We start from the raw sequence: 3780 nt of genomic DNA on the forward strand, positions 1-3780 counted from the left end.
TCCGGCCGCCCCGCCCCGCGCACCGGGCCGGTGGGGGTGGTGTTGGTCACCACGGCCGTCACGTCGACCTCGATCCTCTCGATCGCATAGACGCCGCTTGCCATGAGCGCGGTCAGCGTGGCCAGGATGACGCCGATCCCAGGGTACGCGCCGGCATCCTGGAGGAGCCTCACGCGCAGCGCCTGCACCTTGCCCTCGCGCGTGCCGCCGATCTCGAACTCCATCCACTGGGCGCGGCCGTGGTGCATGGCCACCATGTGCTCTGAGCGGGTCTCGGTCCAGCGCACCGTGCGGCCCGTCGCTCGCGCCAGCCAGCCCATCACCACGTCCTCGACGTCCAGGCCCTTGCCGCCGAAGCCGCCGCCCACGTCGGGCGCGATCACCCGGACCTGGCCCGGCTCCAGGGACAGCGCGTGGGCGAGCTCCGTCTTGTCCTGGTGGGGCGTCTGGGTCGAGAGCCAGGTGGTCAGCCGCCCCGCCTCGAACCGGGCCACCGTGGAGCGAGGCTCGACCGGGCAGGCGGCCAGCCGCGGGCTCTCCATCTTCCCGCGAGCCACCACCTCGCAGCCGTCGAGCAAGTGCTGGTCGGGCTGCTCGGGCGCCTGGCGAAAGCACACGTTGCTGCCCGCCGCCTCGTAGAGCAGCACCTCGTCGCGCGCGGCCTGGCGCGGATCGCACACCACCGGCAGCGGCTCGTACTCGACCTCCACCAGCTCGGCGGCGTCGAACGCCCCCTCGCGCGTCTCAGCCAGGACGACCGCGACGATGTCGCCCACGAACCGGACCTTGCGCTTGGCCAGGTGCGGCCGGGCCATGGCGTCGGGGACGACGCCGGGCAGCCCGGGCCGGTCGGGCATGTCGAGGTCGGCGGCGGTGTAGACCGCCACGACGCCCGGCATGCCCTTGGCCTCGTCGACGTCGATCTCACCGAGCGTGCCGTGGGCCATCGGGGAGCGGACGAACACCGCGTGCAGCGACCCCTCGACGGGCAGGTCGCCGGTGTAGAGCCCGGCGCCGGTGATGAGTTCCTGGTCCTCGGTCCGCTTGACGGCGTGGCCCAGGATCGAGCCGCCGGTGTGGGTCGTGACGCTCACGCGTGCTCCTTGTAGCCGTCGTCGCGTTCCGGGGCCGGCTCCGCGCGCGGCCCGGCCCCCCAGCCGGACGATAACCATCGCTGTAGGCGCGCGCACGGCCCGGAGTGCCAGGTTTCCGGAGCGTGGGAACGGCCGACGCCCGAGGCCGCTCAGGCGGTGTGGTGGACGAGCAGCGGGACGAGGCGCTCGGCGTCGGTGACCGAGCCGTGCTGGCCCGGCAGCTTCGCGAGCACCGGCTCCCCCTCGGAGCGCACGATCGCGGCGGTGCCCCGGGTGACGGCCACGAGGTCGGGCACCCGCGCCCGCACCGCGTCCTCGACCGGGCCGAACCACCCGCCGTCGACCGCCTCGTCGCCGGACAGCACGGTCGCGTCGCCGCCGAGGGTCGCCGTCCAGGCCGCGCGCACGTCGGCGGCGCTGCCGGGCCGGGTGTAGACGAGGCGGGCGCGCGGGTCCCCGCCGACCACCGGCTCGCCGAGGCGCAGATCGGGGTGGGTGTCGGCGTCGTGGCGGCGGTCGACGGTGACCATCCCGTGGTCCCCGGTGACCGCGAGAAGCGCGCCGGGCGGGAGGTCCTCGGCGAGCAGCGCCACGAGGTGGTCGATCTGGCGCAGCTGCCAGCGCCACGCGAGCGAGCCGGGGCCACGCAGGTGGCCGAGCTGGTCGAGGTCGGCGTGGTAGGCGTAGACGAGGCCCGGTGCGGCCAGTGCCGTCAGCGTCTCCGCGGCGAGGTCGCCCATCGCGCCCACGCCGCGGTACGTCGCGCCGCGCAGCGCCGAGCGCGTGAGGCCGGACTCCCGGTACGCGCGGTCGGACACGACGGTGCTGGTGACGCCGGCCGTGGCGGCCCGTTCGAACAGCGTCGACCGGGGCTGCACGGCCTCGGGGGCCAACCGCTCGCGGAGGTCGGTCGTGCCCTCGGTCCAGGTCAGCGCGTCGAGCAGGGCGCCGTCGACCCGGAACCGGACGCCGAGGGTGCCGTGCGCCCCCGGCGGCAGGCCGGTGCCCAGGCTCGTGACGCTGATCGGGGTGCTCGTGGGGAACCCGACGGTGAGCGGCCCGGCGTCGTGCATCGCGGCCAGGAAGGGTGCGTCGGCGGCGTGCTCGGTGAGCAGCTCGCGGCCGAGGCCGTCGACGAGCAGCAGGGCCGCGGACCGGGCCGGGGGCAGCGTGATCGCCGGGGGCCCGTCGAGCTCGGTGCCCAGGGCGGCCAGCAGGGCGGGGAGCGCGTCGGCGAGCGTCGGGGCGTCGGTGGTCACGGGCTCAGTGTGCGGTGCGCCCGTCGACGAGCTCCGTCGCCGAGACGACCAGGTCGGGGCTCTGCCACTGGATGTAGTGGGAGTCGCCGGTCGCGATGGTGTGCGGCGTGCCCGGGCGCAGCGCGACGATGGCGCCCTCCGCTCCCTCGTAGAGCTGGTTGAGCTCCGCCACGGTCAGCCCGGGCGGCGGCGGGAGCGTGGTCTCGAAGGGCTCGGTCTTCGTCAGCACGTCGATCGGCACCGGCGGGAACGGGGGCGCGGCGGCGACCTGGGCCACGCTGCGGTCGATGTCGATCTTCTCGGCCTCCGGGGCGCCGAGCGCGGTGCCCGGGGGCACGGCGTCGAGGTAGGTGTCGCGGTAGGCGGGCCAGCGCGCCCCGAAGTCGGCGGGCACCGTCGCGGAGAACGCGTCGACGAACACGACACCGGCCACCTGTTCGGGGTGGGTCTGGGCGTAGAGGCGGGCGAACAGCCCGCCGAGGGAGTGCGCGGTGAGGACGTACGGACCGGGCACCCCGGCCGCGCCGAGCGCGGCGTGCAGCTCGGCGACGACGTCCGCGGCGGTCCGGGGCTGCGGGACCGGCGTGCTCCGGTCGGTGAGCGGGTTGCCCTCGGTGTAGCGCAGTGTCCCCGGCCGGTCGTAGGTGCAGACGCGGTGGTCCCGGGACAGCGCCACGGGGACCGACGGGCCGACGGCGGGCGGCGCGACGATCTCGTCGATGCCCCAGGCCTCGCCGGAGTCGTGGTAGCCCGAGATCAGCACGACGGTGTGCCGACCCGGCCCGTTCGCGCCGTGGCACTCGACGTAGACCCGGCGCCCGCCGACGTCGACGGCCTGCGCGAAGTCGCTGGCGGCCCCGCCGGGCGGCGGGGGCGGTGGCGCGGCCGTCGGGCCGGCACACGCGCCGAGCGTGGCGAGCAGCACCGCGGCGGCGACGGCGCACCGCGCGCGGTGGGCCACGGGCCGCCGCGGCGGCCCGATCGGGGACGGCCGGCACTCGGTCACCAGTCGGAACCTAGGTCGGGATCGCGCCGACGGCCATCACCGGCCCCCGTCCGTGGACAAGCCGACGGCCCCCGACCGGGTGGTCGGGGGCCGTCGGCGACGAGAGCTCTCCTACAGCGACAGCAGCCGGTCGAAGAACTCCCGGTAGCGGCGCAGCGCCTGGCGCAGCTCCTCGGTGCCGGGCTCGGTGTTGCCGCTCCACTCCGCCTCGAGCTCGGAGCGCTGGTCACGGAACACGCGGCTGACCTCGTCGAGGACCTCGCCCACGAGCTGGTCGGCCTCGGTCACCGCCTGGCGGGGCTCGTCGACGAAGGCCGCCTGGACCTCCTGCCACCGGCCCCGCAGTCGCTCGGACGCCGAGGGCTCGAGGACGCTGACGCCGTCCGACCCGGGCGCGTCGTGGTCGTGCTGTCCGGGCTGG

General features: G+C 75.8%; 3 protein-coding genes and 1 pseudogene. All 4 read right to left on the minus strand.

Annotated features, from left to right (window positions below; all coding sequences use genetic code 11):
* Positions 1 to 1094 (minus strand): xanthine dehydrogenase family protein molybdopterin-binding subunit (locus tag AC0CYZ_RS17175; RefSeq protein ID WP_472217488.1); only part of this gene is annotated, 1094 nt, incomplete at its 3' end.
* Positions 1095 to 1243: 149 nt separating this feature from the next.
* The gene (locus AC0CYZ_RS17180; protein ID WP_472217490.1) at positions 1244 to 2353 is read right to left on the minus strand and encodes an alkaline phosphatase family protein; all 1110 of its coding nucleotides are present in this window, start codon (positions 2351 to 2353) and stop codon (positions 1244 to 1246) included.
* Positions 2354 to 2357: 4 nt separating this feature from the next.
* Positions 2358 to 3359, minus strand: coding sequence for an alpha/beta fold hydrolase (locus AC0CYZ_RS17185; RefSeq protein ID WP_472217492.1), 1002 nt, complete (start codon positions 3357 to 3359; stop codon positions 2358 to 2360).
* A gap of 111 nt (positions 3360 to 3470) precedes the next feature.
* Positions 3471 to 3780, minus strand: a pseudogene (locus tag AC0CYZ_RS17190) (hypothetical protein); the annotation flags it as partial.

The organism is Actinomycetospora sp. (genome assembly GCF_055612215.1).